Below are 24,188 nucleotides of genomic sequence, written 5' to 3'. Positions count from 1 at the left end.
TCCTATATCGGAACAACGCATGAGAACCTCTCCCTCTCGAAGCGGCTTCACACTCGTGGAACTGCTGGTCGTTATCGCCATCATCGGCGTGCTGGTTGCACTCTTGCTCCCAGCAGTTCAGGCGGCTCGCGAAGCTGCCCGTCGCAGCCAGTGCAGCAACAATCTGAAGCAGATTGGGCTCGCGATGCACAACCATCACGACACTCTGTTGGTGTTCCCTTATGGGCAATTTGGTGGCTATGCCAATAACTCGGCTCTGCCGGTCCCTCCTGCCATCACCGCCAGAGCATGCATCACCTGGCCGGTAGTGATTCTGCCTTACGCGGAACAGGCGAACATGTATGAAAAGGTCACCACCTACTTAACCACCAATGCTGTGAACGCCTACACCGCAGGCGTTCCGAATCAAAACAAGATTCCGATGTACATGTGCCCCACCGATCCCGGCATGGGCAAGGTGGTGGGCGAAGGCTTTCACGGCAACTATCTTGCCTGCAATGGCAATACGTTGAATTGGGACAACACTGCCACGCTGCCCAAAGCCGGTGGTTTGGCAAATACCGGCACAATCCTGGTGGGCGAACGTCAATCCATGGCGGCACTCACCGATGGCACCAGCAATACGCTGCTCTGCAGCGAGACCCTGCTTTGGAAGACGGGCGACGATCGTCGTGGCCGCCTGTTCAATAGCTATCAAGGCGAAACGCTGTTCAGCACCCTGCGTGCTCCGATGTCCGCTTCGGCTGATGCGCAATACAGCTGCGGTACATCCCTGCCCGCTTTCATGCCCTGCACCGCTGTTGCGGGGAATGCCAACTCCATCAACTCCGCGCGCGCCCTGCATCCAGCAGGTGTGATGTGCCTGCTCGCTGATGGTTCCGTGCGTCTCTTTTCAAAGACGGTCGACCTTGTCACCTGGTCAGCGATGGGAACCCGAGCAGGTGGCGAAGTCACTTCCGAATAACTCACTGCCGAATAACATCGGTCCCAGACAATCTGCTTCGGCTTTGCTTTCTTGCTTCCACGGAATTGATGAGGGTTAGAATGAGGATTGCGCTCTATGGATTGGTCGCTGCGCTGATGTTGGGCCTGAGTGGCTGCTCGGACCCGACTGTTTCGGGTTCGGTCACTTTCGACGGTCAGCCATTGCAAGAAGGGTACATCGCATTCGTGCCAGAGTTATCGGGCCAAGGTGGTGGCTCGAACATCGTCAATGGCAACTACACCATCAAGGCGCCGGCGGGCAAGTACAAAGTCGAGGTTACCGCCAGCAAGCTGACGCCGCTGCCTCCTGGGCAAACCGGCATGGACGGTGCCAGGGAAGAAATGAAGCAGTTCATTCCCGACCGCTATAACACCAAGACCGAACTCAAGGCAGAAGTACCCGCTAGTGGAAAGGTTGACTTTCAACTTAAGCCGTGAGGTACATCGAGAGAAAGTTCGCACTGGCGGAGCAAAGCACTCCGTTGTTGCTGCGGCTATGCCGATTTTCGCAGCAAGCTGCGGAGGGGCTGGCCGATGGCGAGCGCGACGGGCTGGTCGTCGGTGGTGATCACTTGGCGGCCGAGGCGGCGGTCGAGATTCACCACCAGCGGAGCCTTCAGGTTAACGGTCAGCGAAGGGCCATCCTTGCTGACAATCGACAGCACGAAGGCCGAGTCGAACTGAGCGAGCTCCAGCGGTTGCAACTGGGTGCGAGCCACGCGCACCTGGTAACCGGGCACAAATCGCCGCGGACTAACGACGGGCAGGGCCACTTCGGCCCGCGACACACTTTGCAGCCAGCCGAGCGAGTCGTTCTCGCCATCGTTGAGCAGCACCCAGTGGCGGCAATCTTCAAAGGCAATCAGCCCATGAGGAAACAGCAGAATATCGTCTGCCTCGAGGGTTACCGTACCGAAGCGTGTGGTCTGGATTTGCATGGCAGCTACGCGCCTGTACAGGCTCATCGAGAAGAGAAGGAGCTATCACAGCCATGACATCTTCGCTGGCAGTGCGGGCAGAATGTCATCCTTCGTATCATCGGCAGAAGGCAATCGTCAAAGCCAGAAAAATCGACACTTCTCGGCGGCGGACCAACAGGCTAGCAACCGGGCAAGCCACCTTATCTCCCCGTGCCGCCTGGGCTTTGCTACATTGCAAGGCTTGCGGCTGAACCAATTCAACACGATTTCGATGGTCAGCTGGCCGTTGAGGCCTGAGTCTCCGGGAGTGCAATGTCTATGCATCTTCCCGCGGTGACCGGTTTCCGGCTGGTTGTTTCCAGAAAGTGCCAGGACGATGTCTCTCGATCCGTATCAACCGTGCCCTTGCGGCAGTGAGAAGAAACTGAAGTTCTGCTGTGGAGCCGACGTCAGCCACGAGCTCGAAAAAATTCAGCTGGCAATGGAAGGCGAACAGCGGCTGGCCGCGCTCGACCACATCAACAAGCTGCTGTCGACGCACCCCAAGCTTCCATCGGCCTTGATGTACAAGGCCATCGTCGAACTGAGCCTCAGCGAGATCGACCAGGCTCGTCAATCGGCGGCCAAACTGCTGGAAGTGGCCCCGACGAATCCTCCGGGTCTCGCACTCGCCGCGATTCTCGATTGCCAAGATGGCAAGGTGCTGGAAGCCATCGGACGAGTGCAGCAGGCTCTCGAACAACATCCGGGCAAGATTCATCACTTGGTGTATCAGGCCATCGGCACTCTCGGCCGCGCTTTGTTTGCCACCGGCGAAGTGCTCGCCGCGCGCGGGCATCTCACCTATCAAGTGCGTGTTTCGCAAGGCAAAGACGAGACTGCCTTCAGCGCGATGATGGATCTCGATAGCAGCGGGCAGGTGCCGCTCGTCGCGCACACGTTTGCTGATCTCGTCCCGCCGCCGGCCGAAAGCAGTCTCTCGGCTGCCAGCCTCGCTGAGTTTCAAGCTGCCCTGAAGGATGCCAACTACGGTTGCTTCCAGGCTGCTGCCAAAAAGTTCGAAGCCCTCGCCGCCGCCGAACAAAGCGAACCATCGATCTGGCGCAATCTCGGCACCTTGCTCGTCACACTCGCCGAAGACGACATTGCTGCCGCCATCTTCCAGAAGTATGCCTCGCTTGCGACTGTGCCCCGCGATGAAGCCATCGAAGCCGAAGCTCTGTCGCAGTTCCTGGCGATGAACGGCGAGGAATACCAAGTTCCCGAAGTCACCGCGACCTTCTCCATCGAAGACGCACCCACCCTCCGTGAAGCTTGGATTTCGAACAAGCAACTGCAGTCCATCACCCTGCGTCCCGAAGACATGGATCTGGCCGAAGGTGAGCCGCCACCGCAAAACGCCTTCTTTGTACTCGATCGCGAAGTGCCAGCGACCGGTGTCGACATTACCCGCGAAGCTATCCCTCGCGTGCTGGGCGAATTGCTCTTCTACGGCCGTCAAACCGATCGCGCTGCCCGCGTCGAGTTCACCGCACCGCAGTTGGAAGACTGGAACGACCGCCTGCAAACGGTGAAGAAGCTCATCGGCTCGCACCTGCAAGGCGAACCGATGGAAGAGACCGTCGGCTTTGCCAATCGCAATGCCGCGATCCTTGCCGTGAACTGGCGCTTTCCGGATGACACTCCAGAAGAACATCGCAAGACGCTGATTCTGGAACAACGTCGGCACTTGCTGCTGAATGTGTTGCCCGACTCGGTACAAGCCGGTCTCGACGGCAGCACGCTGCGTCAGGCCGCTGCCAATCCGCAGTTGCAAAATAAGGCCCTCGCTACCATCCTGCTGATGGACCTGGCTCAGCCTCAAGAAGAGCCCGTCTTCAACGAAGTTCGCCGTTCGCTCGGCTTGCCCACGCTCGAAGAATTCGACCCTTCGGGCCGCAAGGTGCAATCCCTGTCGCTGGCCCAGCTGACGCGCGTGGATGCAACCAAGCTCAGCGACGAAGAGCTGATGCAAGCCTTCACCCGCGGCACACTCGTCAGCTGTCGTCGTCTGGTTCTGAGAATGGGGCGCGAAGTTGTTGCGCGACCTTCGCTGGACAAGATCACGAACAAGGAAGACGTGTTCGAGATCCTCTCGCGCCAATCAAACGATCCGACCGAAACGCTGGACCTGCTCACTAAGGCTCAGGAATGGGCCAAGGCTCGCGGTCGCTCACCCGCCCGGTTCATGCTGCAAGAAATTCCGCTTCGCCTGATGCGTGGCGAGCAAGCCGAATTCACGCGCATCATGGAAACCCTGCGTGCCAAGCACATGAACGAGCCGGGCATTGCCCAGGGCTTGTACATGATGCTCGCCCAGCTTGGACTCATTCGCCCCCAAGGTGGAGCTCCCGGTGGTCCAGGTGGCGGTATGCCCGGCGGCGCAGCCATGCCGGCCGCAATGCCCGCTGCCGCTCCCGCCAGCGGAGGCTTGTGGACGCCCGGTCAACCCGCCGCCGCACCTGCCGAAGCAGGCAAGAGCAAGCTCTGGTTGCCAGGGATGGAGTAGTGGGAACAGACAAAGTGGCTGCGGCGCATCCTCGCTCCGACGAGATCATTGCCCATCTGTCTGCTGCCGACAAGAAACTGGCCCGCCTCATTCAGGCTGCGGGCCCGTTCAACTTGCAGCCTCAGAAGGGAACCATTTTCTCGGGGCTGATGAAGTCGATTGTTTATCAGCAGCTCTCCGGCAAAGCGGCCGGAACCATTCACGGCCGCGTGCTCGCCCTGCTGCCTGCAAGCCCCAACGAACACGCCGCCGCGATTGCCACGCTCCCCGACGAAACATTGCGAGGTGCCGGCCTCTCGCGGAACAAGCTTCTCTCGATTCGCGATCTGGCCGCCCGCAGCGCGGCGGGCTTAGTCCCCGAACGCAAAGCACTCGCCCGCAAGACCGACGAAGAGATCATCGAATTGCTCACCGAAGTTCGCGGCGTCGGTCGCTGGACCGCCGAGATGATTCTGATGTTTACCCTCGGCCGGCTCGACGTGCTCCCCGTCGCCGACCTTGGCATTCGCAAAGGCTTCGCCCTGACGTTTCTCAAGAAGGCCGACCAGGAAGAGCTTCCTGCCTTGGAAGCCATCCACAAACAGGGCGAGCGCTGGAAACCCTTCCGCTCCGCCGCTGCCTGGTACCTGTGGCGCGCTTGCGACCTGGCTGTGAAGAAGTCGGCCAGCTAACTCGCTTCGTTTGGCCTGCCCTATTTTGGCGTTTGCTCCGTTTGCAGGTCTTGCTCGTACTCCTTGCGCGCTGCTTCGAATTTGGCTTTGAGAAAGGCTTGTAACTCTCCAGCCGTCTTCAACTCGCCCTTCTTCACGCCCGCGATCGCTTCATTTGTCAGCTTGGTCTGACTGCGGAACGCTCGGCCCCACTTGCCCTTGCTGAGAAAGTCTTCGGCTCGCTCCAAGCCCGCTTGCTTGTTTGCATCAATCTTCCATAGCCCGCCAACTTTTCGAAAAGCGGTTGAATCCCCATACTCGAAGGCCGGATTCTTCAATCCATCGTCTTTCTGCCACTTCATTTTCAACTCAGCAGTGTCGCCAGTGATTGTGACCTCAGCGGCGTCGGCTCGCTGGTAGGTCAGATCCAAGGCGGCATCGGAAGTGTCGTCGCGTTGCCAACCGTGCACCTTTTTTGCATCCTCCGCACTGAACTTCTCCTTCGCTGCTTGAGTCAGCGCACGACCGCCGGTCCACATTTCCACGATGGTATCGAGCACACCGGACTTGTTGTTGTCGTCGATTGTCCAGCACGCAGTCGCGGCCTGGAGGTCGTTGGCGCGAACTGCTTGAATGTAAGCTCGGTACGTTGCCTGCGGGTTTGAATAGTCGGCGCGCATCGCCCTATCTGTGGCCTTCGCGGGAATGACGGACTTGGCCTGTTTATGAACAAACTCAATCAGTTCCTGGCACTCGAAAAATGATGGTGTGGCTTGATGCCCTTCGCCAGCAATCACTTTCACTGTGATAGGCCCGCCTGCCGCTTCGTAGCGTTCCTTCAGCAGACCGGTGTTATCTTTGAAGGTAACGACGGCGTCGACATCGCCGTGGACGATGAAGATGGGAACTTTCTTCGCGGCCAGTTCCTTCAAGTTGTCGATGGGGTTGAGTTCGGCTAGCTTGGCGAGAAACTCTGCTTCGGTTAGTTGATAGTCGGCCAGTGTGATTTCCTTGTTCTTCATGGGCCACTGTGCCAAATTGCAAACGGGATAGATGCCGACGAAGGCTTGCACGCGCTCGGGGTTGCGCACGCCCCAGGCGAGCATCATCAGGCCGCCGCGGCTTTGCCCCAAGAGGATCGGCTTCTGCGACCAGCCTCGCTTGACCATCTCGTCGTAGAACTGCGTGAACTTGGCCGTGCTGGCCGGCCCGCCGCGCACCTCGCCCAGATCGAACCCAGCAATGCTGATTCCTTCTCGCAGAAAAGTCTCGTAGTACGCCTTGCGCCTCACGAGCGAGATTCCCTTAATCGTAGGGGCGTACCAGACCCAAGGCTTGCCTTCCGCGGGCTTCGGCGCGGCGTAGACGATGGCCTTCTGTCCGGCGATCTCGAAGGTCTCGGGCGATTTGGGAAGCGGATCTTCCGCAATGGCCGTTGCGATGATGCAGGCGAGAAGCAAGAGAGATAGGACGCGAGCACTCATCAGAAATCCTCCTTGAGGAAGACAGAACTATCCGGCATTGTAGACACACGGATGACCCACAGCGTGGCACGGGGTGCCAGTGAACTCGCTGGCCCGCTATCGCCGGCGCTAACCTGCGTGGCGCCCGGACGCTTGCCCAGGTTTCTGCACGGCACTCGTTACCGTGCCTTGGGTGGCGCTTCTCAAGATTCGATCTCAACGCCGCGAGCTAGCAAACCGCTTGGCATCGGAACTGCTGTTGCCTTGCTGGCACCGATTTCCTAAGAACGCCTCTTCGCGGCCATCAGAATTGCCAGAGTCGTCGCAGGTTACCCAAACTGCGACAAGCTGGTAAAATTCCGTTTTCAGCCGGTAGTTTAACCGTACCCCTTGTTTGCCCGAACGCATAAGTGCCCTGCATGACCGGATACTCCCTCACCCACCTGAAACAGCTCGAAGCCGAGAGCATTCACATCATCCGCGAAGTGGCCGCCGAGTTCGAGAACCCGGTGATGCTCTACTCTATCGGCAAGGACTCGGCCTGCATGGTTCGCCTGGCTCAAAAGGCGTTCTACCCGGCCAAGCCGCCGTTCCCGCTGATGCACGTCGATACCACGTGGAAGTTCCGCGATATGTACGACCTGCGCGACAACTACGTCGCCAAGGAACTGGGCCTCAAGCTGATCGTGCATGTCAACGAAGAGGGCGTTCGCCAGGGGATCAATCCCATCACGCACGGCAGCAAGAAGCACACCGACGTGATGAAGACCGAAGGGCTGAAGCAGGCTCTCAATAAGTATCGCTTTGACGCGGCCTTCGGCGGCGCTCGCCGAGACGAAGAGAAGTCCCGCGCCAAAGAACGCGTCTTCTCGTTCCGCGACGAGTTCCATCGCTGGGACCCCAAAAACCAGCGGCCCGAACTTTGGAGCCTCTACAACACCAAGGTCAACAAGGGCGAAAGCATTCGCGTCTTCCCGATTTCGAACTGGACGGAACTCGACGTGTGGCAATACATCCACCTCGAAAACATCCCCATCGTCCCGCTCTACTTCGCCAAGGAGCGTCCCATTGTCTATCGCGATGGCACCATGATCATGGTCGACGACGACCGCTTGCCACTCAAGCCCGGCGAGACACCCGAGATGCGCAAGGTCCGCTTCCGCACGCTTGGCTGCTACCCGCTCAGCGGCGCCGTCGATAGCAACGCCACCACGCTCCCCGAAATCATTCAGGAAATGCTCCTTACCACCTTCAGCGAACGCCAAGGCCGCCTGATCGATTCCGATGAAGCAGGCTCGATGGAGAAGAAGAAGAAGGAAGGATACTTCTAAGCCGTCACATTCGATCCTGAAGGGATCAAAGCCATTAGCCCCGGGTCGCTGCGGAGCAGCGCACCCGGGGTTGCGATAACAAACAACCATCGACCCCGCAGGGGTCGCAGCAAGATGGAAGTCCTCGGTGCTGCGACCCCTGCGGGGTCGGAACTCACAACTGAATCCAAACCCCGGGTGCGCTGCTGGCGCAGCGACCCGGGCCTAATAGCTGCGAACCCTCCGGGTTCAAGAACTCAATTACTGAACAACCATGTCACACCAGTCCGCATTAATCGCCTCGGATATCAACGAGTATTTGTCGCAGCACGAGCGGAAAGAAATCCTGCGATTCATCACGTGCGGCAGCGTTGATGACGGCAAGAGCACGCTGATCGGACGGCTGTTCTACGAAGCCAAGATGATCTACGAGGATCAACTCTCGGCGATCACCAAGGACTCGGCCCGCTACGGCACCACCGGCGGCGAGCCCGACTTGGCGCTGTTCACCGATGGCTTGCAGGAAGAGCGCGAGCAGGGCATTACGATCGACGTCGCTTACCGGTACTTCTCGACCGACAAGCGCAAGTTCATCATCGCCGATACCCCGGGGCATAAGCAGTACACGCGGAACATGGCCACCGGTGCCTCGACGGCTGATCTGGCGATCATCCTTATCGATGCGCGGCACGGCGTGCTCGAGCAGACCAAGCGCCACTCGTTTATCGTCTCGCTGCTCGGCATCAAGCACATCATCGTCGCCATCAACAAGATGGACATTGTCGACTACAAGCAGGAAGTCTTCGAGCAGATCAAAGCCGACTACATCTCGTTCGCTTCGCGGCTCGACTTGCCCGACGTTCACTTCATGCCCATCTCGGCGCTCAAGGGCGAAAACGTCGTTGCTCCCAGCCAGTACATGCCTTGGTTTCAAGGGCCGGCGTTGATGCCGCTGCTCGAAACACTGTACATCGGCTCCGATCGCAACCTGGAAGATTTCCGCCTGCCGGTGCAACTCGTGCTGCGGCCGAATCTTGATTTCCGTGGCTTCAGCGGCACGATTGCCTCGGGCATCATCCGCAAGGGCGACGAGATCATGACGTTGCCCTCGCGCAAGACCAGCCGCATTAAGAGCATCGTCACCTTCGACGGCGAGATCGAAGAAGCCTTCGCTCCGCAGTCGATCACCGTCACGCTCGAAGACGAAATCGACAGCAGTCGCGGCGACATGATCGTCCGCCCCGGCAACGTGCCCCGCGTCGACAACAAGTTCGAAGCCATGATGGTCTGGATGGCTGAAGAAGCGATGCTGCCCGGCAAACAGTACCTGTTCAAGCAGACCTCGCGCGTCGCTCCCGGCATGGTCACCACGCTGCGGTATCGCGTCGATGTGAACACCATGCATCGGCAAGATGCTCCGACCCTGGCACTCAACGAAATCGGCCGCTGCCAGATCACACTCACGCAGCCCATCTGCTTCGATGCCTACAAGCGTAACCGTGGCACCGGTTCGTTCATCGTCATCGATCGCTTGACCAATGCCACCGTCGCGGCGGGCATGATTCTCGATCGCACGACCGGCGACGGCGCGAAAGATCACTGGGACGACGAACCTGCCTCGGCTCACTTGCACGGCGAGACCAGCAAGGTCAGCGTCGAAGAACGCTCGAACCGCTTCGGGCAAAAGCCGGCGACGGTGCTCCTTACCGGCCTCACCGGCTCGGGGAAAACCACCATCGCTTACGCCCTCGAACGGCGCCTGTTTAAAGATGGCCGCTCGGTCGTCGTGCTCGATGGCCAGAACATGCGCCGCGGCATCAGTAAAGATCTCGGCTTCACCGCCAGCGAACGCAGCGAGAACCTGCGCCGGAGCAGCGAGGTTGCGAAGCTCTTCAACGAAGCCGGGCTCATCGTCCTCGGCGCGTTCGTCGCTCCCGAAGAGGCCGTGCGTCAGAAGGTCGCCGAAGCCATCGGCCAAGAGCGGTTCCTGATTGTCCACCTCGATGCCCCCGTCGAAGTCTGCCGCGCCCGCGATACCGAAGGTCACTACGCTCTTGCCGAAAAGGGCGAACTGACCGAGTTCCCCGGCGTCTCTGCTCCCTACGAAGCCCCCGCCAAGCCCGACCTCAAACTCAGCACCGACAAGCTCAACGTCGACCAGTGCGTCGACAAGATCCTCGAACTGCTGCAGTCGCGAGGCTACGTCAGCTAGTACCACAACAGACTGGGGTCGGGAGTCTTTGGCGAGCAACGATCTCGCTACATGGCTGAGATCCAACTCGCCAAAGACTCCCGACCCCGGACTAACTCGCCGCACCATAACGGTCACTTTCGTCGCCCCTTCAACACAAAATAAATCACCAGTCCGATGAGCAGCAGGCTGAAGAAGCCGCCGATGGCTTTGGAGATTTGGTGCGTGTCGAGGGGCTCCGTCGGAGGCGGCCAGGGAGCATGCGTTGCGTCATGCGCGGCAGCTGAATTGGCGGGCTCCGTAATCGCCAGCGACTCCATAAAGCGATTCACCGCAGCAGCGTGAGGATTTTCGCTCGAGGTAATGGCCATCACTTTGTGAACGGTATCGTCCACTCGCACGAGTGCTTGCGTGATCTCGACGCCGGAGCCTGTTCCTTTCATCAGCCAGACTTCGTGCCCGCCGATGGTCTTGGTAGGGAGTCGCGTCACCTTGCCCCCAATCTCTTTGGCGAGCCCCTCTTCCACTTCTGTTTGCACCAGCTTGACGTTCGCGGGAACCGACGACTTCATCACACCCAGCTTCGTATCGCCGTCGCTCGAAATCCACACGACGGCAAACGGCGTAGGCGCGTCGGCAATCGCCTCAAAGCTGGCGGCATCAGGCACCTCCACAGACAGTTTGCCATCGGGCGAGTTCCATGTCTCCGCGCGAGATAGTCCCGCCATTACGACAAGGCTCAGCACGAGTGGAAGTAGGCGGACAGTCATCACGTTTGCTCCGAAAACTCGACCTGGTTTAATTACCGGTCTTCAGCGGCTTCACGCTGATTTCTTGGATGAACACCACATCTCCCGGGTCGTGCGTTTGCAGGCCGATGTAGCCGCTGGTGGGACGAACCGGTTCGCGCTTGGGCTCGAACCACTGGCGATCAGCGGGAATGTCTTTCGAAGCCGGATCGAACTGGGTAACTCGCTCGCCGTCGACGTCGACGAGGATCTTGTCGCCCATTAGCGTGATGATCATCGTCTTCCATTCGTCAGGCTTCTTCTCAGAAAGTTTGGCCGACTTGGCGAGTGAATAGACCGCGCCGGTGCGCGAGTACTCACCGCTGGCGAGATCGCAAATCTGCACTTCATAGCCGTGATGCACGGCGTACCAGGCACTGGTTTCTTTGTCCGAAGCATCTTGAAAAATCTTCACCGAGTCGGGCGTCAAATTACCCGTCGAGTCTCGCTTTGCTGGCGGATGCTTCTCGTCCAGCTTCTTTAAAATGCCGTCATCCACGCGCACAAACAGGCCTGCGTTCGATTTGGCATCCTTCGATTTGTACACCACGCGCAACTGGCAATCGCCAAACTTCTCGGCGCGATACAACAGCAGTCCCAGGCCCCGCTCATCGCAATCGCTGCGAATTGTCTTACCATCAACGACATATTGCCCATAGCCAACCTGTACCCAGTTGGAATCGACCTTGCCGTTCTTCGTCAGCGGCAGCGAGCGCCAGCCGTCCTTGGCTTCCTGCGCTGTGACAACCGCGCAGGTGATGAGTGAAAAGACGAAAATAGCAAAGCAACACTGCTGGCGAATCATCGGTAGTGGTCCCTGGCAAACGATTGAATTTCGAAGGCAGGTGTTCATTGAAGCGCACCCGTGATTCTTTGTCCAGCGAGTTTGCCAGAAAGTGCTTCTTACTTGGGAGGCATCAGCGACAGTTCCTGTTTGGTGATGCGTCTCATGCCAGCTTCGCCATAGGTGCGAGCGGCGTCGCCCATGCCGTTGTAGTGACCCATGGCGCGAATGGCCACCTCCGACCGGACGATGCCGCCGAAGTACGGATAGTAGACATACCGCTTCAGTTGATCGGCATTCAGCGAGCGCCCTCCCGCGGACCAGGCTTTGTTCAAGCAATCGCGCAGCACGGCTGCCGCGTGATAGATGTCGGTCTCGGCGTTGTCGTTCTGATCGGAGTTTGGCACGCCCGGCCGTAGGATCGAAATCTTGTAGTACGTCTTGAACAGCTCTTTCACGCGGTCGAGCGTATCGGGCTTTACGTTGCCGAGCCCGGTCGAGCCATAGCCAAAAAAACTCTGCACGCTCCGCTCCACGGCCTGTCCCGCGCGCTTGGTACCACTCGCGCCGGGCTGATTCTCGTTCATGAGCACGGCGGCGAGCAGCTCTGCCGGCACACACGCCCAGTCCGCCGCTTTGCCGACGGCGGCCCGAAAGTAATCGGAACCGCGGCGATAGATGACTTTGAGTTTGGACTCGATCTCTTTCAACTTCTCGACGGGGTTGTGCTTCGGGTCGTAGTAGCCATACATGCTGCCAGAAAAGGCCTGCGACTGGGCAACCACCAGGTTCAAGTGCTCCTTTTTATCGGCCGGCGCGATCAGCCAACCTTTGCGCAGGTAGAGCATCTCGCCCGGCGGAGGCGTGAGGGCGCGGCCGATGTCGGCATCGAGCACGCAGATCATCTCCATGCGGATAAAGTCCGCCGAGTACTTTTGAATCTTCTCGATCGACTTCAGCCGGCGCTCGTTCTCCGTTTTGATTTCTTCTTCCGTGACAAACTGAGGATCCTTGTTCAACTGATCAGCCATGGCAGGTCTTTCGTATCGATACTCCGTAATGCATGCGCGCACACGCGCTCCGCCCAGCAAGTGTGAAGCGCATTTCCCGCCGAGTTGTTACTAGCCGCCGGCAGCTTTTTTCGCTGGGCGTGGCCGGTGCCTTGCACGGCTTAGGGGGCGGACAGCACCATTAACACGCACGCCTGCGATCGTCGCGACTCTTACCAAGCACCTTTCGTTTGATAACTTTTCGCGCGAAAATTTTCGTTCTGCGAAAGCCACTTAACCGCCGTCCGCAATTGAACTTGCGAATCAAAGCTGCTGTTATCAGCCCGTTTTCTTGATAACCGTTTGATAACCATTCTGGATCTGCCTGTTTTGCGCAGCTTGCCAATCGCCGCTAGTCGCTCGCAGCACGTTTAGGGAAACTACTAATCCGTAAATCAGTATTAGTCGTCGGTCACTTAGGAATGACGTCGAGACACAAAACTGATAAATAGTGAATGATGTGTTGTGTGTTGTATGAAAAGTCATTCGACACGTTCTCGCTGGCAATTCCTGCTTTGTCACCAGCAAGACAGCCGCCGAAAGCTCGTCTGTGCGCGCGGGCTCCCCGCGGCGGCCCATGCGTGGTGCCGGTTGGCAGCGGGAAAAATGCCGCGCATCTGCAAATCTGCCGGATGCGTGATTCTTTGTCAAACGGCAGATTCAAGCTTTTTTGCGCGGCCGTTGTGACTTTCCGTCACGGCCAGAAGCTTAGCCCTCGAAGGCTTCTTTCATCGCTCGAAAATGCTTCGCGCATTCGGCGCGGACATCGCCGGCCTCTTCGTATTCGAGCACGACGTAACCACGATAGTTGGCGTCGCGCATGATCTTGGCGAGCCGCTTGTAGTCGGCGGGAACCTTCTTCTTGTCGGGGCCAACCATCACCACCTTCACTTGCATGTTCAGGGCATAGGGGGCGATCTGTTCCAACTCGCGATACGGATCGTCGCTGTGAAAGTTTCCACTGTCGACATTCACGCCAAACCACGGGCTGTTCACATCGCGCACAAACTGCAAAAGGCCCTCGGCGGTGGCCGTCGGTCCACCGTGGTTCTCCAGCGCTAGGTGCACGCCATGTTGCCCGGCGTACTCGCAGCACTCTTCGATGCCGGCAACCATCAGCGAATGCGTCGCCGCGGGGGTCGAGTCTTTCTTCACATGCCCGGCAAAGATGCGAATGACCGGCGCGCCGAGCACTTCGGCAAAGTCGATCCACTGCTTCACGGCCGCGATCTGCTTGGTACGTTCTTCGCCCGGCGGAAAGCCAAAGTCGTTGCCGACGGCCGTGCCCGAGACATCGAGCCCCAGGCGAAAGCATTGCCGCCGCAGCGAGCGGAGATAATCGTGCGTCACCGCCTTGGGAAAGTAGTAGGACGTGAGTTCGGTGCCATCGCAGCCCAGTTTGGCACAGTCGTTGATAAAGTCGGTGAGCGTGGCCGTAGGCTCGGTGCCATCCTTGCCCTTCTGCAACATCGAGCGGTAGCTATACGCGGCCAAGCTGTACTTGAACTTGCTCTGGCCATTGCGCGGGATCGGTTCGATGGCCGCTGCCGTCGCACCGAGCGACGAGGCGAGTGCACACGAAGCGGTTCCGACGGCGACCGAGGACAGAAACTGGCGACGCGAAGGCGCAAGACTGTTGGGATGCATGGCTGGGTTTCCGGCGAGTGGAGGAGGATACGCTATGTTGTAACCGCTGATTGCCGCGGTTGCGAATAGTCAGCGACAGACATGAGCTTCAGCCGCCATGGGTAGGGTCGGCCTTCTTTTACCGCGTAGTGGTTTGTCTATGCCCGCGGCACGAGGACTGCACCTTCAATCAGCCTTAACTACCTTCCAGGTATACAGATAGGAACAATTCATTAAATTCCGAACACGCTCTATTGAAATCGAGTCTCAGTATCTGTAGAATCACTCCAGCCAGCACACGCCAGCGTACGGTAATGACCGGCAGATTGATCCTGGATGGGGGAATCGAACATGCGGGCTGGAATGTTGCGAACGCTCGAATCGGCGGCGGCGCTCTACAAGCGAGGCTTTCACGAAGAGGCCTTGGACACCATCGAGAACTCGCTGGCGATTGCGCCGGACGACGGCCGTCTGTGGGAGCTGCGCGGGCTGGTGTTGCGAGCCACCGGCAATATTCCGCTGGCCTGCGATTCGCTGGAACATGCTTCACTGTTGGTGCCGCTGTCTTCTGGCGGTCAGGTGACCCTGGCCGATTGCCTGGCGCGCACCGGACACGGCAGTGTCGCCGTGTGCATCGCTGAGCACATCCTCTCGTTGGCTAACGTCGATTGGTCACTGCTGCTTTACCTGGCGCAGGTTTGCGATAACTGCGGCCGGCCCGATTTGAGCATTGCGATCTGTCGCGAGGTCAACTGGCAAGCGCCGGACTGCCATCAAGCTTTCTACGACTTGGGCTACTATCTCGGGCGGCACAAACAGCCGCTGGCGGAGATCGAAGCCGCAGCTCGGCAGGCCATCGCCCTCGCCCCGTCGATCGCCAACTATCGCGTGGGTCTGGCATCTCTGCTCTGGCAACAAGAGCGGCGAGAAACTGCCTTTCGCGAAGCCGATGTGTTGTCGCTCGCCGAACTCCACTCGCTCAAGTGCGAATGCTGCTTGCGGCGGCTGGTGAAGATCTTTTGGCAGGCTCACGCGTTTGCCAAATCGAGTGCCTGCGTCGAGCGCCTGGCACAGCTGCAGCGAGATACCAAATCGGCCGGACCTGACTGCTGTTTATGAGCCACGTTCTATGAGTCACCTGGTCTCTGTAGTTTTCTTTCACGCCTGCGTGTTACTGTTGGCCACCCTCGCGGGAGCCCTGCTGATTGCCGCGAATGTGGCCTGGGAGAATTGGCAAATGAATGTACGAAGTCGAGTGCAACGACGTTTTGTGAAGCGCGAGTTGAGCCTGCCGCAAACGATGGCGGCAGCCACGATCAAGGCTAAAGCGCCGGCAAAACTGCGGTCACTGCGAATGATGGCGAAGACGGCCCGCTAGAACCGTTGGCTGAGGATGGATCGTTCGCAGCCGCAAGCAAGGGATGGCTGGAGAGAGTGCGGCTGCGGTTCAGCCCCTTGGGGATCACTGGCTGTGCGTGGTCTCGCCTGACACGGATCTCCGCCCGTGTTCAGGCGAGGCCCGCATGACCGGTCGGGCCTCGAGCGACAGTTTCGCTTCAGCACCAAGGACCTGCTTGGCTTGTCGCAAGACCTGCGCGGCTGTCGCGGCATCGCCATTCGCGATACAGGTGCGCAGCCACGATTCGAACACCGCTCGCTGGCCAGCGACGAACAGCGGAGCATCGGGACGGCGCTGGCTCCCGGCTTCGAGCAGTTGAATCGCGCGGGCGTACTCCTGCTGTTCGCACAGCCGCATTACCCACTGTTGATAGACATGCAGTTCGTTTGTCCGCAAAGGCTGATACCTACTGTCGAGCTTGATGCCGGCGGCAATCTTCTCGGCAGCCGTCGAAAAATCTCCCGCGGCGCACAAGGCGAGAGCCCAGTTGTTCAAGCCAGCGAGCAGATTTTCGCGGGCATCGCGATCTTGTTCATCGAGTACGATGCTGACTTGCAGCATGTTCACCGCCGCGGCAAAGTCCTTCTGCTCAAGCGCCGCGAGGGCCCGGTTGTAATAGATTCGCCCGAGCAACTGCACGGGCGAAATCACCCGCCGACTCTCATCGCGGGGCTTGGCCACGACGATGGAATCGCGTTGATCGGCTGCCAATTTGGCGAACCAATCGCGCCGGGTCGTTTCGACTTCTTCGTGATCACCGCTGGTCAGCCGGCAGTTCACATGGCCACTTTGGGCAAGAATCTCCACCGGTACCCCGGCCTGCCTGCACAGATCGTAGTAAAGCACGGTCGCCGTAACGCAGTTGAAGTCACCACTCCCCAGCGTGATTGGCACCAGCGTGGCTCCGGGCAAGAACTTGCCCGCCAGAATCTCGCGATGCAGTCCGGCGAGAACTGCTGGTGCGCGGTGCGGTGTCGGCAGGCGGCTGATGCCGGCAAAGTCGATCTGCGCATAGCGAGCGGCTCGCACCCGCAGCCATCGTGCGCGGTCGAGCGGATCGGATTGTCCACTGGCAATCAAAGCCGCATCGATGAAATCGAACTGCTGCAGTTGGCCATCGTGGGCGTCGCTCAGCAGTGCCCGTTCGGCGTCGCTCAGCGAAAGTTGCGACAGTGTCTGACTGCTGACGGCAATGATGGTGTGCCGCTGCCCAAAAGCAGGTTCTGCGAACAAGCACGCACTGGCCACCACGGCGCAAACGAGCGACCGGATCGCTAGTGGGCAAGTTCGAGAAACCAGCGTGTGGAACGTCACGAGGGGGTGGGAACTCTTCGCGAAGGAGGGGACCCGCGGGCTGGATTACCTGCTGGGAAAACAGCAGGGCGCAGGGGCAACCAACCATACGTCGCGATTTTTAGTCAGGCGGCTCTCGGTGGACAGATCGGAGCGAAATCTGGCCGGCACCGTAGCGGTCGTGCGGGCTATGCGGGTGGCGCAGAAACTTTGCTCGGGCATTTGCCGACCCGCGGGCCGATAAACCGATATGATAAATGTGTCCGGTCGCAGTTCCTGCGAGCGGACTCGCTCGTCGCGTACGACTTGTCGCCAGATCAAGCACGTTCCTTGGTAGCACGACGCCCTGATGGTCTTTTTGAATCTCTCACTGCTGGTTGGCGGGCTCTTCATGGCCTTGCCTATCGTGCTGCATCTGGTGATGCGCCAGCGGCCGAAGCAGCTGGTCTTTCCGGCGTTGCGATTCGTGCAGCAACGTCGCGAAGCCAATCGTCGCCAGTTGCAACTCAAGCATTGGTTGCTGCTCGCCCTACGCTGCGGCGCGGTATTGCTCGCCGCACTAGCGCTCGCTCGACCCAGTGTGGCGTCGGCCCTGGTCGGTGCCTGGACGGCGATCGCCCTGCTGGGTGTCGCCCTGGTGGCAGCACTGGCGGTAGCCTTCATTTCGTTACTTACCAAACGATCTCCGACCGTGATGATCGCCAGCAGTGCGACCGCTGCGATTTTGGCGGGCATCGTGCTGTGGATGCTTGCGCGCGTGTGGGGTGGCGGCGGCACGGGACTCGGCGACCAAGAGGCTCCGCTGGCTGCCGTGATGATTGTCGATACGTCGCCGCGCATGCAATATCGCCACGAGAACAAAACGCGACTCGAGCAGGCTCAAGAAACGGGCGATTGGCTCCTCGAACAGTTTCCCGCCGATAGCGAAGTGGCCATCTTCGATTCCAAGCCCGGCAGCGGAGCCTTCGCAGTCGATCGCGCCGCCGCGGCCAAATCGTTGGAACGCCTTCGCATCACCGGTTCGCCGCGCGCGCTCGTCGATACTATCTCGGCCGCGATCGAGCTGGCTCGTCAGAATCCGCGTTTGCGCAAAGAGCTGTACGTTTTTACCGATCTGACGCAGGCTGCCTGGCAAGGCGGCGATGCCGCTGTTCTCAAGGAGCGTTTGAAAGCCAGCCCCGATATCTTGCTGTATGTCATCGATGTCGGTGTGACGAAAGCACGCAATGTGGCGCTGGGCAAAGTGCAACTCTCGGCCGAAGTGCTGCCGCAGAAGGCTCAAGTCAGCATCGAGACCACGATTCAAAACAGCGGCCTCAGCGGCGAACGGCAGGTCGATCTCTATCTGGAAGTGCAAGACCCGACGTTGCCGGTCATTCGCGATGGCCAGCCGGTATTGCCGAAGCAGATTCGCCGCGGCAGTCAAACGGTGGAACTGGCCCAGGGATCGCAGCAAATTCGCTTCTCGCTGCAAGGGCTCGAGCCGGGCACCCATCAAGGGCAAATTCGTCTGGTGGGCGAAGATGGTCTGGCACTCGATGATGTTCGCTACTTCACGCTCGAAGTACAGCCTTCGTTGCCGCTGCTCGTGGTGACTGGCCCCAACGTGTCGCCCGATCTGTTCGTGCAAGTGCTGAAGAATAATCCGCAGGTGCAGTTCGATTGCCGCGTGATTCCGCAGCCGGAACTCGCCGGCCTCGATCTGGGCGAGTATCGCGCGCTCTGCTTGCTCGATCCGCAAGCGTTTACGCCCGAGGTTTGGGAAAAGCTCGTGAGCTACGTCGAGCGCGGCGGCGGTGTCGCCGTGTTCCTGGGCCACAATGCCCAGCCGGTGGCATCGTTCCAAGATGCCTCGGCGATGAAGCTGCTCGGCGGCAAGCTCACGCTGCAAACACGCGGCGGCAGCGACTTGTTCATCGATACTCGCACGTTCGATCATCCGATCACGGCCGCTTATCGACAAATTGGCGAGAACATTCCCTGGGATCGCTTTCCGATTTTCTTTCACTGGAATCTCGATCACCTCGCGCCGGAAACGCGCGTCATCTTTCCCTTCGGCAATGGCAAGCCGGCCCTCACCGAAACGCAGATTGGCCGCGGTCGCGCGCTGATCTTGACGACGCCGCTGACCGATCCCCGCCAACCTCGCAATCGCACGGCCTGGAACAGCTTGCTCACCGGCGAAGATGCCTGGCCCGGCTTTGTGCTCGCCAACGAAATGCTGCTGTATCTGACCGGCAGCAGCGAAACGAGGCTGAACTACGTGACCGGCGAGACGGCCGTGCTGAGGAACGATCCCGCCACTCAGCCCGAGCGTTACCAGCTCTTCACGCCCCTCGATGAACCGCAAGATGTGCTGGCCCGCGAGGGCCGTTTGACGGTTCGCTTTACCGACAATCCGGGGGCTTACCGCCTGCGAGGTCAATTGAGTGGCCCGGTCGTCCGTGGTTTTGCCGTGAACTTGCCCGCCGATGTTGGCGATCTCACGCGCTGGCCCGACGACAAGCTGGACGAACTGCTCGGAGCCAAACGCTTCCACCTGGCTCGCAATCAAACCGAAATCAACCGCGCTGTCGGTGCCGACCGCATCGGCAGCGAGTTTTATCCCCTGCTCATACTCCTGCTCGTCGTCGCCCTCGCTGGCGAGCAACTGTTGGCCAACCGGTTTTATCGGAAAGACGAGTGAAGCAAGTTCTGAGTTCTGAGTTTTGAGTTCGGAGACAAGAGTAGTAAGCCAGCTTTCATCCTGTCTCAGAACTCAAAACTCCCAACTCAGAACTTCATTTCCCCATGCCTCCCACCGAATCACTACCGAACGACTTCAGCGCTGATCCCGTTTTGGGCAGCTACTGGGCCGTTGCGCTGATTGCGGCGGGACTGATTGCGCTCCTCGCGCTGGGCCCGAGATATGGCAAGCTGTCGTGGCGGCGGAAGGCGGTGCTCACCGGACTTCGACTCGGCATCATTTTGCTGGTCGTGATTGCCCTGCTCAGGCCAACCAAAATGACGACCGTCAAAACGCCGCGCACGAGCGTGGTGATTGTGATGGTCGATACCAGCCGCAGTATGCAACTGCCCAATGGCCGCGGCGAAATCACTCGCTGGCAAGCGCAGCAGCAGGCCATTGCCAGCATCGAATCGCAGCTGACGAACCTCGGGCCCGATCTCGAACTGCGAACTTACCAGTACGATTCACGCCTCCAGCCTTGGGAAATCAAAAACGGCAAGCTGATATTGCCCGACGAACCTACAGGCGACCAAACGGATGTCGGCACATCGCTCTTCGCAGCGCTTGTTCCCGAACAAGGCAAGCGACTCGCCGGAGTGATCTTGCTGGGCGACGGTGCACAGACGGCCTTCGATCCGCAGGTGGAAGTGCAAGAGGCGGGGCGGAAGATCCGCGACGATTTCGCAGCGCCGCTCTACACGGTCACCTTTGGTCCCGCCGGAGATGCCGCTCAGTCGCGCGATGTGGCCGTCGAACGACTCGACGAGCAGTTCACCGTGTTCGTCAAAAACGAACTGATCGTGAAGGGTCTCGTGCGCGTGCGCGGTTACGTGCAAAAGGATATCGCTGTCGATTTGACGCTGGAAGATTCTGCTGGCAAGAAGCAAGTCATTGGGCAGCGGACCGTTCGCGCTGCCGAAGATGGCAAACAGCTGGAAGTGGAGTTTCCCTTCACGCCGCAGCAAGTCGGCCACTATCGCCTGACGATGACCGCTGCGTTGCAGGAAGGAGAACTCGTCGCCAAGAACAACTCATTGAGCGCTTATCTCACGGTGCTCGAAGGGGGGCTGCGAATCTTGTATCTCGATGGCGAGAAACGGTTCGAGCAGAAGTTCTTGCGCCGAGCAATCAACGCCTCGCCCGATATCGACCTCGACGATCGCATCATCGATATCCGCAGCAAACCGCGCTGGCCGATCGATCTCAGCGAGGATCTTAAGCCGGGAAAGTATGACGCGTACATCTTGGGCGAAGTCGACGCTGCAGCCATTGGCCCCCAGCAACTGAAGACGCTGGCCGAGAATGTGGCCGCGGGCAAAGGCCTGCTGATGATTGGCGGCCGCCGCAGTTTTGGCTGGGGACATTACCGCGGCACACCGCTCGAAAACGCGTTGCCCGTCAAGTTCGACACGCTCGAAGGAAGCGACGGCCTCAGCGAGGCTCAGCAGAATCGCTTCTTTCTGGAAGGACCGTTGCCGCTGGTGCCGACCCAGCCACCCCATCCGATCACCCGCCTCGCCAGTGAAGCCCAAAACGTAGCTGCCTGGCAAAAGTTGCCGCCCCTCGCTTGGGCGCACAAATTTGCCGAGGTGAAGACAGGTCCGGGCATCAACGTACTGTTGCAAACACCTGCCGGCGATCCGCTGCTCGTCAGCGGCGAGTTCGGCCGCGGTCGCGTGCTCGTGTTCGGTGGCGAATCGAGTTATCGCTGGCCCATGCATGGTTTCGAACAAGAGCACAAACGCTTCTGGCGGCAAGCAATCCTCTGGCTCGTCCGTCGCGATGATCTCGACCGCGACGATGTTTGGATCAAGCTCGACCAGCGACGCTTCAATCCCGGAAGTCGTGTGCAGATCACTGCCGGCGCGCGCAGCAGCACCGGCGATGCGATCACGACGGCTACCTTCACCACCCAACTGATTCTGCCCGGTGGTACGAAGCAACCGCTCCGTTTATCTCTGGACGGTGAGAAGTATGTCGGCAGTGTCGAGGTGAAAGTTCCCGGCGATTACGCGGTCGAAACCATTGCCACGCAGGATGGCCGCAAGCTCGGCAATGCTCGCGCGGAGTTTCTCGTCTTCGATCGCGATATCGAGTTGAGCAATCCCGCCGCCGATCCCGACCAGATGGAGGCGCTGGCCGCCTGGACAAAGGCTGATGGCGGGCGAACTCTCACGCCGGAAGAATTGCCCGGGCAAATTGCCGAGTTGAAGAATCGACCCAAGGACTACGATGTGCGGCAGACGAAGTGGCAGTTGGCGAGCACCGCTGGTGACGCCTGGCTCTTCTTCGGCCTGCTGGTGGGTTTGCTGGGCACCGATTGGTTCTTGCGCAAGAAGTGGGGGCTCGTGTGAAGTTGCCACAGCAACTGAGTCAGTTCCCCCATTGGCGACTCGTCGCGCTGCTGGCCTTCACGCTGATCGTACGCGGCGGGCTGATGATGGCCCGCTTCGATCAACTGCAAGACGACCCCGATAGCTACGAACTGATCGCCCACAACATGGTCCGCTTTGCGACGTTCAGCGTGGACAACCCGGCCGATGTGGGTGAGATTCGCGGCGACCCGCGCCCCTCGGCTTATCGCCCGCCGCTCTATCCGGTGCTGCTGAGCAATCTGGCGATCGGCAAGGACTTGATCATTCACAGCGGAGCGATCGCCGCCGCGCACATTGTGATGGGAATCGCAACCGTGTGGCTCACGTGGCTCATTGCGCGGGCCCTTGGTTTAGGTTGGGCCAGTGATGTCGCGGCTGTGCTCGTCATTTGTGACCCCATTCTGCTCAATCAGCAATCGCTGGTGATGACCGAAACGCTGGCGGCACTTTGCACCGTGCTGGCCTGGGGGCTACTCGTGCGGTTTCACTTCGACCGCAATTGGTGGAACGCCGCGCTCGCGGGCGGAGCACTCGGTTTGGCTGCGCTGTGTCGGCCCACGTATCTGCCGTGGTTTGTTCTATGCGTGCTCATCAGCCTGTTGATGAAGCCGGGGAAGTTGGTGACCGACAAGCCGTCCGCAGCCAGCAACACGAACTATCGACCGAATCGGCAGATCGCCCAGCGGGTCTTGAATGCGCTCGCGATGCTCATCGGCGGCGTAGGCATCATTTCACCATGGGTGATTCGAAACTATCAGACGTTTCAGCAGCCCCTCCTCACGACGACTCATGGCGGTTACACGCTCTATCTCGCCAACAACCGGCACTTCTACAAATACTTGCGCAGCGATCAGACCGGCTTACCGTGGGAGCCACGAACACCCACGCAATGGATGGGCAACTCGCTCGCTTACCAGCAGTCGTTTCGCGGCGAACGGCGAACCGAAATAGAAGCTCAAGTGGCCGCTGGAAGCCTCAATGCCGATGATGAATTCGCCCTCAGCAAATTCGAATCGTCACTGGCTCGGCAAGCGATTCAAGATGATCCCGCTGGCTTCTTGCTCGCTGCCTGGTATCGCGTGCGGCAACTCTGGTCGCCGCTTCCCTACAAGCTGTCGGCCGACGAGTCGACTGGACGCATGTTGCTCCGCTATCTCACCGCTGCCTGGTATCTGGCGGTGTATGCACTAGCCTTCGTCGGTTGCTACCAGTTGCGCGGCAACTTGCTGCGCTCGCCTTGGCTCTACGGCGTGCTGCTGTGCTTCATCTTCACCGGCGTCCACACGCTCTACTGGTGCAACTTGAGAATGCGCGCGCCGCTCATGCCGATTGTCGCAGTGATTGCCGCAGCGGGGTTACTGCAGATCTCATCGATGCGGAATCAAAAGCTGTAGTGCAAAAGCCGATGAACTCCCGCCGCAGGGGCGGGGGCGAATGAGGCGGCGAGAGTTACTTGGTCGGCACAGCTTTGAGCACTTCGTCAACGCTCGTGCGACCGCCGTGGGTCATGCTGATTTTGGCAAAGACGATTTTTTGCTTCTCGTCGATAATGAACGTCGAAGGATAGGCCGTCTCGTTCTTCGCGTCCCAGCGCAGGCGATAGGCATTGGTAAACGCAAAGTCGGGATCGAGCGCCAGATAGCAGTTGTCAGGAAACGTCTTGCCGCGAGTAAAGTCCTCAGCATGCTGCTTCAGGCCATCGGCAGGGCCCGGATAGACGAGCACGATGTTTGCCTTGGCAGCTGCGAACTTTTTCGCGGCGCCCAGAAACTGCCCTGTCTGCGTGTTGCAGGCCGGACATTGATAGCCCGGGTAACCTCGCAGCACGATCAGGACGACCGGTCCCTGCTTCAGTAGTTTCGTCAGGGCAACTTCTTCGCCGTCAGCGGTTTTCAGTTGAAAGTCGGCAGCTTCGTCACCGACAGCAGGGGCCTTCTCTTTCGCCGCGGCTCTATTGGGGAGCAACGCAATTGCCGAGCAAAGTGCCAGGGCGGTCATCGTGAATGTTCGACGTGAGATCGCAGTCATCAATGGCTTCCTCATGAATGAAATGAAACGGCGGCTGTTCGATTGCTTACGC

At 59.3% G+C, this 24,188-nt stretch carries 19 protein-coding genes; 11 read left to right on the top strand and 8 right to left on the bottom strand.

The window, feature by feature from the left end; genetic code table 11:
* Positions 1–19: 19 nt before the first annotated feature.
* Both NA78x_RS05030 and NA78x_RS05025 read left to right on the top strand, forming a co-directional pair.
* On the top strand, positions 20–964 hold the full coding sequence (locus NA78x_RS05030; RefSeq protein WP_425617333.1) for a DUF1559 domain-containing protein: 945 nt from the start codon (positions 20–22) through the stop codon (positions 962–964).
* A gap of 80 nt (positions 965–1,044) precedes the next feature.
* Complete coding sequence (locus tag NA78x_RS05025; RefSeq protein ID WP_425617332.1) at positions 1,045–1,422, top strand: hypothetical protein; 378 nt, start codon at positions 1,045–1,047, stop codon at positions 1,420–1,422.
* A 56-nt stretch (positions 1,423–1,478) separates the two neighbouring features.
* Here NA78x_RS05025 and fliW read toward each other — a convergent pair whose 3' ends face one another.
* A complete protein-coding gene (gene fliW / locus NA78x_RS05020) occupies positions 1,479–1,922 on the bottom strand; it encodes a flagellar assembly protein FliW (protein WP_425617331.1) in 444 nt (147 codons plus the stop codon).
* Positions 1,923–2,280: 358 nt separating this feature from the next.
* On the opposite strand from fliW, the gene NA78x_RS05015 reads away from it, so the two are divergent.
* Both NA78x_RS05015 and NA78x_RS05010 read left to right on the top strand, forming a co-directional pair.
* Positions 2,281–4,452: a hypothetical protein gene (locus NA78x_RS05015; protein WP_425617330.1), complete on the top strand. Its 2,172-nt coding sequence runs from the start codon at positions 2,281–2,283 to the stop codon at positions 4,450–4,452.
* Positions 4,452–5,123, top strand: a complete 672-nt coding sequence (locus tag NA78x_RS05010; RefSeq protein WP_425617329.1) for a DNA-3-methyladenine glycosylase family protein — start codon at positions 4,452–4,454, stop codon at positions 5,121–5,123. Before NA78x_RS05015 ends, NA78x_RS05010 begins: the two co-directional genes overlap by 1 nt.
* 20 nt (positions 5,124–5,143) lie before the next feature.
* On the opposite strand, the gene NA78x_RS05005 is transcribed toward NA78x_RS05010, so the two are convergent.
* Entirely contained in the window at positions 5,144–6,586 is a 1,443-nt protein-coding gene (locus NA78x_RS05005; protein ID WP_425617328.1) for an alpha/beta hydrolase family protein, read from the bottom strand.
* A 398-nt stretch (positions 6,587–6,984) separates the two neighbouring features.
* Between NA78x_RS05005 and cysD the strand changes: the two genes are divergently transcribed.
* The gene (cysD, locus tag NA78x_RS05000; RefSeq protein WP_425617327.1) at positions 6,985–7,896 is read left to right on the top strand and encodes a sulfate adenylyltransferase subunit CysD; all 912 of its coding nucleotides are present in this window, start codon (positions 6,985–6,987) and stop codon (positions 7,894–7,896) included.
* A gap of 253 nt (positions 7,897–8,149) precedes the next feature.
* A complete protein-coding gene (cysN, locus tag NA78x_RS04995) occupies positions 8,150–10,087 on the top strand; it encodes a sulfate adenylyltransferase subunit CysN (RefSeq protein ID WP_425617326.1) in 1,938 nt (645 codons plus the stop codon).
* A 113-nt stretch (positions 10,088–10,200) separates the two neighbouring features.
* Here the strand turns inward: cysN and NA78x_RS04990 are convergent, their stop codons facing one another.
* The 4 genes from NA78x_RS04990 to NA78x_RS04975 all read right to left on the bottom strand — a co-directional run bounded on the left by NA78x_RS04990 (position 10,201) and on the right by NA78x_RS04975 (position 14,334).
* On the bottom strand, positions 10,201–10,836 hold the full coding sequence (locus tag NA78x_RS04990) for a hypothetical protein (protein WP_425617325.1): 636 nt from the start codon (positions 10,834–10,836) through the stop codon (positions 10,201–10,203).
* A gap of 28 nt (positions 10,837–10,864) precedes the next feature.
* Complete coding sequence (locus NA78x_RS04985) at positions 10,865–11,659, bottom strand: 3-keto-disaccharide hydrolase (protein WP_425617324.1); 795 nt, start codon at positions 11,657–11,659, stop codon at positions 10,865–10,867.
* Positions 11,660–11,757: 98 nt separating this feature from the next.
* Positions 11,758–12,669 (bottom strand): hypothetical protein, encoded by a 912-nt coding sequence (locus NA78x_RS04980; RefSeq protein ID WP_425617323.1) that lies wholly within the window; start codon positions 12,667–12,669, stop codon positions 11,758–11,760.
* Between the two features lie 726 nt (positions 12,670–13,395).
* Positions 13,396–14,334, bottom strand: a complete 939-nt coding sequence (locus tag NA78x_RS04975) for a TIM barrel protein (protein ID WP_425617322.1) — start codon at positions 14,332–14,334, stop codon at positions 13,396–13,398.
* A 330-nt stretch (positions 14,335–14,664) separates the two neighbouring features.
* Between NA78x_RS04975 and NA78x_RS04970 the strand changes: the two genes are divergently transcribed.
* Together NA78x_RS04970 and NA78x_RS04965 are read left to right on the top strand one after the other, a co-directional pair.
* Complete coding sequence (locus NA78x_RS04970) at positions 14,665–15,432, top strand: tetratricopeptide repeat protein (protein WP_425617321.1); 768 nt, start codon at positions 14,665–14,667, stop codon at positions 15,430–15,432.
* A 10-nt stretch (positions 15,433–15,442) separates the two neighbouring features.
* A complete protein-coding gene (locus NA78x_RS04965) occupies positions 15,443–15,691 on the top strand; it encodes a hypothetical protein (protein WP_425617320.1) in 249 nt (82 codons plus the stop codon).
* A gap of 84 nt (positions 15,692–15,775) precedes the next feature.
* Here the strand turns inward: NA78x_RS04965 and NA78x_RS04960 are convergent, their stop codons facing one another.
* Positions 15,776–16,945 carry a hypothetical protein gene (locus NA78x_RS04960; protein WP_425617319.1) on the bottom strand — a complete coding sequence of 390 codons (1,170 nt, stop codon included), beginning with the start codon at positions 16,943–16,945 and terminating at the stop codon, positions 15,776–15,778.
* Positions 16,946–17,354: 409 nt separating this feature from the next.
* On the opposite strand from NA78x_RS04960, the gene NA78x_RS04955 reads away from it, so the two are divergent.
* From NA78x_RS04955 to NA78x_RS04945, 3 genes are all read left to right on the top strand, one after another.
* The gene (locus tag NA78x_RS04955; protein ID WP_425617318.1) at positions 17,355–19,691 is read left to right on the top strand and encodes a BatA domain-containing protein; all 2,337 of its coding nucleotides are present in this window, start codon (positions 17,355–17,357) and stop codon (positions 19,689–19,691) included.
* Between the two features lie 104 nt (positions 19,692–19,795).
* Positions 19,796–22,087: a glutamine amidotransferase gene (locus NA78x_RS04950; RefSeq protein ID WP_425617317.1), complete on the top strand. Its 2,292-nt coding sequence runs from the start codon at positions 19,796–19,798 to the stop codon at positions 22,085–22,087.
* The gene (locus NA78x_RS04945; protein WP_425617316.1) at positions 22,084–23,502 is read left to right on the top strand and encodes a glycosyltransferase family 39 protein; all 1,419 of its coding nucleotides are present in this window, start codon (positions 22,084–22,086) and stop codon (positions 23,500–23,502) included. The genes NA78x_RS04950 and NA78x_RS04945 overlap by 4 nt, the downstream gene beginning before the upstream one ends.
* A 55-nt stretch (positions 23,503–23,557) precedes the next feature.
* Here NA78x_RS04945 and NA78x_RS04940 read toward each other — a convergent pair whose 3' ends face one another.
* Positions 23,558–24,136 (bottom strand): redoxin domain-containing protein, encoded by a 579-nt coding sequence (locus tag NA78x_RS04940; protein WP_425617315.1) that lies wholly within the window; start codon positions 24,134–24,136, stop codon positions 23,558–23,560.
* Between the last annotated feature and the right edge of the window lie 52 nt (positions 24,137–24,188).

Source organism: Anatilimnocola aquadivae (genome assembly GCF_049819085.1).
Classification (GTDB): Bacteria; Planctomycetota; Planctomycetia; order Pirellulales; family Pirellulaceae; genus Anatilimnocola.
This window is presented reverse-complemented; position numbering and strand designations above follow the sequence as displayed.